A 6590-nucleotide genomic window follows, 5' to 3' on the forward strand; every position below is an offset into this window, starting at 1 on the left:
ACGACAGAATTACTAATAAAGGGGATGACTAACCCGGTTTTGGTATTATGCCAGCGCCTAGCTACCAATTTATGGCTAGAAATTATAACTTTATTTCTCTAATTTTTCCTGCGTAAATAGCCCGGTTGAGAGAGGTAAACACTGTATTAAGTAAATTAGATTGAGACTAGGTTATAAATTGAGATGTAGGCGAATAAAAGGCAGAGATTTTCGCTGTTTGGAGGCTCTATGAAAGGACGTAAATTTTTCAGCAGTATTGCTGCAAGCGTATTAATTGCAGGCATGGCGCTAACAGGTATTTCCTCAAGCGCTGGGGCCGAAGAGGTGCGGAATAACAATCCTGTTGACGGCGTAATTCGCAGTAACTCTCCTACCTACCGCTTTCGGAATATGTGGATTCCCGGCACGCCTGTAGAGCAATTGCGGGGTCAAGAGTATACTTTTAGCGCTGAGGCTGGAGATGAAATTGAAGTCAATTTAGATATGGATAGAGGCGGGTTTTCTCCCGTATTAGTTCTGTTCCATGCCGATAGTAACAAACAATTGGCTTATTCCCAAGAGAATTCTTTTACCTATCGCATACCCAGATCTGGCGAGTATAAACTACTGGTTTTGGCTAAAGATCCTTCCCGTAATAGTAGATATACGTTAGAAGTTTCGGGTATTGATGGCGATCGCGATACTAGAAATAGCCGGAACAATCGGGGAGATGACACTAGCGATGACAGGGAACAGTTTCTAGAAGATGAGTTTGGACTGCGACCCTTGGACTGCCGTTTGAGGCGTACTATGGTCAGGGTAACGTTTAGTGAAGATGGTGACGAGTCTACTCATTGCGCTCAACCGACTCGTGCTATCCCCGCTGGGGATTATAATTACAATGCTCGCACTAAAGATTTAGACTCTGTTACGGCGGAAGACCCTAGAGAGCGATGCCGGGTGTCAGTAGGCGGAGTCTGCATTAGCAGGTAAATAGACAATTGCTAGGGGAAGAAGGGAATAGAATCCATGGTTTCATGAATTCAGAATGTCTTAACTCCCTTGGCAATTGCTATATAACAGGACTTACGCACTTCTGGCGTAACGCCAGAAGTGCGTAAGTCCTATATATAAAAATTTCCAATTTTTAACTTTTAATTTTTAATTTTTAATTTTTAACGAGGTTTGGGTGAAAAAGGGGAATCTGGGGATGGTAAGCTATCAACAACCTTTAAATATGTAGTTCAGAGTAAAGTAGAGATGGCCGGATCAACCCAAGTACCTTTGTTATTGCGGGCCGCACGCGGTGAAGTGTTAGAACGTCCGCCGGTGTGGATGATGCGGCAGGCGGGTCGCTATATGAAAGCTTATCGGGATTTAAGAGATAAGTATCCATCTTTTCGCGATCGCTCGGAAAAAACAGACATCGCAGTGGAAATTTCCCTGCAACCCTTTCGAGCTTTTGAACCGGATGGTGTGATTTTATTTTCGGATATTTTGACCCCCCTGCCTGGAATTGGCATTAATTTTGATATCGTCGAAAGTCGCGGGCCGATGATTGACCCGCCGATTCGTTCTTTGGAGCAGATCGAGAAGCTTCACCCCCTGGAACCAGCAGAGTCACTGCCTTTCATCCGGGAGATTTTGCAGACTTTGCGGCAGGAAGTGGGCGATCGCGCTACAGTATTAGGGTTTGTGGGCGCTCCTTGGACTTTAGCAGCCTATGCTATCGAAGGTAAGAGCTCCAAAGACTATACTGTGATTAAGGGCATGGCTTTTTCCGAGCCAGCAATGCTACATCAATTTTTGAGTAAATTAGCAGATGCGATCGCTATTTACGTCCGCTACCAAATTGACTGCGGAGCACAAGTAGTACAGATGTTCGACTCTTGGGCGGGGCAATTGAGTCCCCAAGACTACGAAACCTTTGCTCTACCTTATCAGCGCCAAGTAGTAGAGCAAGTGAAAGCTACTCACCCAGATACACCTCTGATCCTTTATATTAATGGCAGTGCTGGACTACTGGAGCGGATGCCCAAGTCTGGCGTTGACCTAGTTAGTGTAGACTGGACAGTAGATATGGCCGAAGCAAGAGCTAGGCTCGGTTCTAAAGTTGGGGTGCAAGGAAACATCGATCCTTGTGTATTATTTGGCTCAAAAGATTTTATTCGAGAACGCATTCTCGAAACCATTCGCAAGGCAGGAAACAAAGGCCACATCCTCAATTTAGGACACGGTGTTTTGCAAAATACACCAGAAGAAAATGTTGCCTTTTTCTTTGAAACAGCAAAACAAGCTGACAAATTACTTTCTTAGAACTTACGCACGGATAACATAATTCTGTCATTGCGACCGTAGGGAAGCAATCTCAAACTACGTTTTTCCTACTTAGTGCATAAGTCCTGTTTCTGTCTCCACCTGACATAAGTAAGGGAAGGTAGGAGAGATGAAAGAGAAGGGGGAGCTAAAAGCATGAGGAAGGTAAACCCTCCCCATCCTCCCCATCCTCCCCATCTCCCCAATCTTCCCATCTTCCCATCCTTCTTCTCCCTTCCTGCAATGAAACCCAAGCGGATTTTCGTGACAGGTGCTAGCGGCTGCATTGGTCACTATATCGCCGAAACCCTGATCCAAAATACAGACCATGAATTGTATCTGCTAGTCCGTAACCCGGACAAGCTAGGTTTTGACTTGAATGCTCGTCCTGGCATCAATATAATTCAAGCTGACTTGCGAGATGTGGATAAATTGACAGATTTGTTAAAAACAATGAATGTGGCAATTCTCGCTGCAACAGCTTGGGGTGGCACGCAGGAGGTTTTTGATACCAATGTTGTTAAAACTCTGAAGTTAATAAAGTTACTTTCGCCACAGACTTGCCAGCAAGTTATTTACTTTTCGACTGCAAGTATCCTCGACCATAATAACAATTTACTTAAGGAAGCTGGTCAACTGGGAACGGACTATATTCGGTCAAAATATGACTGTATGTGGCAGTTATCTCGACTCACAGATGTACCTCCGATTACGAGTGTTTTTCCGACGTTAGTATTAGGCGGCGATGCTAATAAACCTTATTCTCACCTGTCATCAGGCATACCGGAAGTAGCAAAGTGGATTAATGTGATTCGCTGGTTTAAAGCTGATGCGAGTTTTCACTTTATGCACGGGGTAGATATTGCTGAAGTAGTACGCTACTTAGTTGAACATCCTCCCGTATCTAAAGAGAAGCGAAAATTTGTGCTAGGAAATCCAGAAATAACAGTTAATCAGGTAGTAGAAGAAGCTTGTGCTTATTTGAATAAAAAAATATTTTTTCGGATTACTCTATCTCCTTGGTTAGCAGATTTATTAATTGTATTGTTCCAGATCCAGATGGCTCCTTGGGATAGATTTTGTTTGGAATATCGCCATTTTAGCTATAAAGAACCGCTGAATCCTCAGAGTCTTGGTTTGCCTAGTTACTGCACTAATTTTGCAGATGTTTTAAGGGTAAGCGGGGTTCCAGGTAAGGAATGAATAGTGTCAAACAGCCTCAATAGTTGTGTAATAGAAAAGTGATGATCAAAGGTAACTCAGATGCTTGTCGCAACTTCTAAAACAGAATTAGGTAAAAGTGGAGCCTTGCTGTCAAAGGTGACATGGGATACTTTGGAAAAGTTGGATTTAGATTTGGCTGAAACAGGCGCACGTTTAACTTATTTGGATGGGTGTTGAGAAATTATGGTTCCTTTATCTGAGGCCCATGAGGAACCTAAAAATACTTTAGATTAGCTTTTAATATGTCTTCTTGCTGACAAATAAAATCTTTATTTAAAAACATTTTTCTTGCCTCTATTCACAATCCTTGACGATGTAATTAATCCAGTTTATCAGTGGTAAAATCTGCTATAATAATCTCCTCTAAAACTTAATGCGGCGATAAATTTCCGACATCGGAAGTTCTACATTTAAACTATGCAGTAAAATCGACTGTTCAATGCGATCGTAAACTTGCCATTCCCAACGCTCCTTACTATCGCGATTTCTGTTGTGATATTGCTCAATGTAAGGTTCAGTTTGACTTACCAGCAGATATTCACAAAAACTAGCAAGAGAGCGATATTTTCTAAACTTTTCACCGCGATCGTAGCCTTCAGTAGATGGCGAAAGAACTTCAACAATCAGCAAAGGATTGAGAATTTCATCCGTGCGATCGCCATTGAATTCTGGTTCGCCATTGATTATCATCAAATCGGTGTAGGTTCCGCACTGATATTCGGGAATCCAAACCCGCAAATCGCTATTATACAAGCGAAAATCTGTATCTCTGAGCAAAAAGCCCAAACAAATTAATAAGTTACAGGCGATCGCGCTGTGGACTTCTGAACCTCCTGACATAGGGATCATCTCTCCGTTACAATATTCGTGACGTTCTTCAGCAGTTTCTTCGATCGTTCGATATTCATCTGGAGTGAGGTGAGTCTTTGTGACATCTGAAGCAAGGTTGGGCGGGTTGGTTTGAGCAATGACCACGATCGCACCTCCTAAATAATTAGACTTTAAATCATTATCACCTACTGCTAGAAATCCGCCAATTGTGCAGCTTTCCACTCTGCTTGCTCGGTGCGGTTCCATAAAAACACGACTTACACACGCGGGGTCAGAAACCGGGTTTCTTCTTAGATATCTAGCGAGAAACCTTCATATTTTTCGTAGAAACCCGGTTTCTTTGCGTAAGTCCTAAAAAAATTGAGTGCGATCGCATCAATTCAATGAAATGCGATCGCACTACACAGGACTTACCAAGGATTGCCAATCATCCTAAAGGCAGCCCAATAGTAAGGATGGGATAAATTATCGTTACTTGTTGCGACCAGTTCCGACGGCAGCAGCACCTCCTCAGAAGCAGTATGCAGCTTGCCATTATCGATCCGGACTTGCCCTCTAATCATAGCTATTTGCGCCTTCTGTAGCGCTTTTGCCTTAATCGGTGCAGTCCGCAACTGCTGATAGAACTCCGTCATCAGCCCCAAAGTCCCTTCATCGCTAACGTACCAGAGACTAGCTACAGCCGACTTCACACCCCCCTGGACTGCTAACCCCGCAAAACCCAACTCAGCCTCCTCATCTCCCACAGCAGTTTTACAAGCACTCAGCACTAATAACTCAACAGGCGGGTTATTCCATCCCAGTTGTCGTAACTGATCCAAGCGTAATTTTGTATCCCATAACTGAATATAGGAATTGCTAGCAACTCCCCCCTGAAATTCTGCGTGGGTTGCCAAGTGAACGATCGGATAAGGCTGTTGCTGACGTTCTCCCTTGAGATTTGCCAGAGTAAAGCCTTCGTTCAAAAAAGATTTACCTTCCCATAGCTGGGGAGTGATAGTCGATAATTCCACTGGTACCGCTGGTAAAGGGCTGAGATTAACAAATTGCGAGGCCCCCATTGCCAGCACTTGGGAGTTTTTGATATTGACGAAGCGAGTATCAGTCAAACTAAGACTAGGCATCTGACCAACACTGTACCGCTCGATTAAGAAGCCTTTCCCATCGTGCAATGCTGCCATTGGGATCGATCGCAGTCCGGTATCGGCAATAAAAGACAAATTCTCAATTCCCTGCGCTTGTAAATCAGCTTCTAGCGGTGCCACTATCAATTTATAGAGTTGCTGAGCTAAAGGCAAATAGCTTGTAGTGTTGCGTTTTCTGGGATTGGTTATTTCTGTGCGAAAGTCTTGGGCTAGTGCGAGAACCTGGGCGCGAGTAGTGCCAGAGATGCGTTTGCGAATGGGATCTCCTTTAGACGTGACTATCAGCATTTCTAGTTCGTCGCTAGGTTGAACTTGCCGATCGACTCGCAGAATCGAGGATGTGTTTTCTGGTTGATAGGTAGTAGAACCTTTCGGCATAAAGCTGACATAAATAATGGCGGGTTTAATTCCAGTCGCCTCTTGAATTTTCGCTAGGGTATTCTGGGCATCTTGTAAGGTTGCCATCCGGGACGGGGAAGGCAAACTTAGGTATTCGACAAAATCGCGAGTAAACCTTTCCTCTTGAGGAAAAACAACTGCACCAGGGTTAATTGGTAAGTTAGCAATCTCAATTGGGGAAAAGGGCGATCGCGAATTACCTTGTTCCAAAGAAGTTGATATTTGATTCTGCTGTTCGAGATTAAGCGGAAATGGCGAGCTTGGCGCAGGTACTGGGGCGATCGCTGGTGTCGGATTGACTATCCCTGTCTGAGCGAGATTTGGTATTAAATTCAACCCCGACGTTTGGTTGAGAGTCGGTATTGGTGCTGGTGCGATCGCGATTGACGGTGTAGAAGGCGATACGGGTGCGATATTGACTATTGGTGTAGAAACTAAAGTAAGTGCTGGTGCTGGTGCCAGATTGATTGCAGGTGCAGGCGCGAGTGTTGGCGCGATATTGACTGTCGGTGCTGACGTGGTGACAGGCACAGGTGCAGGTGCAGGCGCGAGTGTTGGCGCGATATTGACTGTCGGTGCTGACGTAGTGGCAGGCACAGGTGCTGGTGCTGGTGCGGGTGCAGGCGTGGATGCTGGTGCGGGTGCTGGTGCGGGTGCAGGCGTGGATACTGGTGCGGGTGCTGGTGCGGGTGCAGG

General features: G+C 44.8%; 7 protein-coding genes. 5 read left to right on the forward strand and 2 right to left on the reverse strand.

Going from position 1 to position 6590, the window contains the following annotated elements; genetic code table 11:
* Positions 1-228 precede the first annotated feature (228 nt).
* From PN499_RS00510 to PN499_RS00525, 4 genes are all read left to right on the forward strand, one after another.
* Positions 229-972, forward strand: a complete 744-nt coding sequence (locus PN499_RS00510; RefSeq protein WP_272029628.1) for a hypothetical protein — start codon at positions 229-231, stop codon at positions 970-972.
* Between the two features lie 267 nt (positions 973-1239).
* The gene (hemE, locus tag PN499_RS00515) at positions 1240-2295 is read left to right on the forward strand and encodes a uroporphyrinogen decarboxylase (RefSeq protein WP_272029629.1); all 1056 of its coding nucleotides are present in this window, start codon (positions 1240-1242) and stop codon (positions 2293-2295) included.
* A gap of 243 nt (positions 2296-2538) precedes the next feature.
* Positions 2539-3498 carry an NAD-dependent epimerase/dehydratase family protein gene (locus PN499_RS00520; RefSeq protein WP_272029634.1) on the forward strand — a complete coding sequence of 320 codons (960 nt, stop codon included), beginning with the start codon at positions 2539-2541 and terminating at the stop codon, positions 3496-3498.
* A 60-nt stretch (positions 3499-3558) separates the two neighbouring features.
* Positions 3559-3696, forward strand: coding sequence for a hypothetical protein (locus PN499_RS00525; RefSeq protein ID WP_272029630.1), 138 nt, complete (start codon positions 3559-3561; stop codon positions 3694-3696).
* A gap of 186 nt (positions 3697-3882) precedes the next feature.
* On the opposite strand, the gene PN499_RS00530 is transcribed toward PN499_RS00525, so the two are convergent.
* Complete coding sequence (locus PN499_RS00530) at positions 3883-4572, reverse strand: Uma2 family endonuclease (protein ID WP_272029631.1); 690 nt, start codon at positions 4570-4572, stop codon at positions 3883-3885.
* 188 nt (positions 4573-4760) lie between these two features.
* Positions 4761-6230, reverse strand: a complete 1470-nt coding sequence (locus PN499_RS00535) for a CHAT domain-containing protein (protein WP_272029632.1) — start codon at positions 6228-6230, stop codon at positions 4761-4763.
* A gap of 13 nt (positions 6231-6243) precedes the next feature.
* On the opposite strand from PN499_RS00535, the gene PN499_RS00540 reads away from it, so the two are divergent.
* Positions 6244-6590 (forward strand): hypothetical protein (locus PN499_RS00540; protein ID WP_272029633.1); only part of this gene is annotated, 347 nt, incomplete at its 3' end.

The sequence above is a fragment of the Kamptonema animale CS-326 genome (assembly GCF_028330895.1).
Classification (GTDB): Bacteria; Cyanobacteriota; Cyanobacteriia; order Cyanobacteriales; family Microcoleaceae; genus Kamptonema; species Kamptonema formosum.

What these genes read in the sequence shown, in the direction of transcription:
- PN499_RS00520 (WP_272029634.1), top strand. Translation starts at nt 2,539, where the DNA reads ATGAAACCCAAGCGGATTTTCGTGACAGGTGCTAGCGGCTGCATTGGT.
- PN499_RS00510 (WP_272029628.1), top strand. Translation starts at nt 229, where the DNA reads ATGAAAGGACGTAAATTTTTCAGCAGTATTGCTGCAAGCGTATTAATT.
- PN499_RS00525 (WP_272029630.1), top strand. Translation starts at nt 3,559, where the DNA reads ATGCTTGTCGCAACTTCTAAAACAGAATTAGGTAAAAGTGGAGCCTTG.
- hemE (WP_272029629.1), top strand. Translation starts at nt 1,240, where the DNA reads ATGGCCGGATCAACCCAAGTACCTTTGTTATTGCGGGCCGCACGCGGT.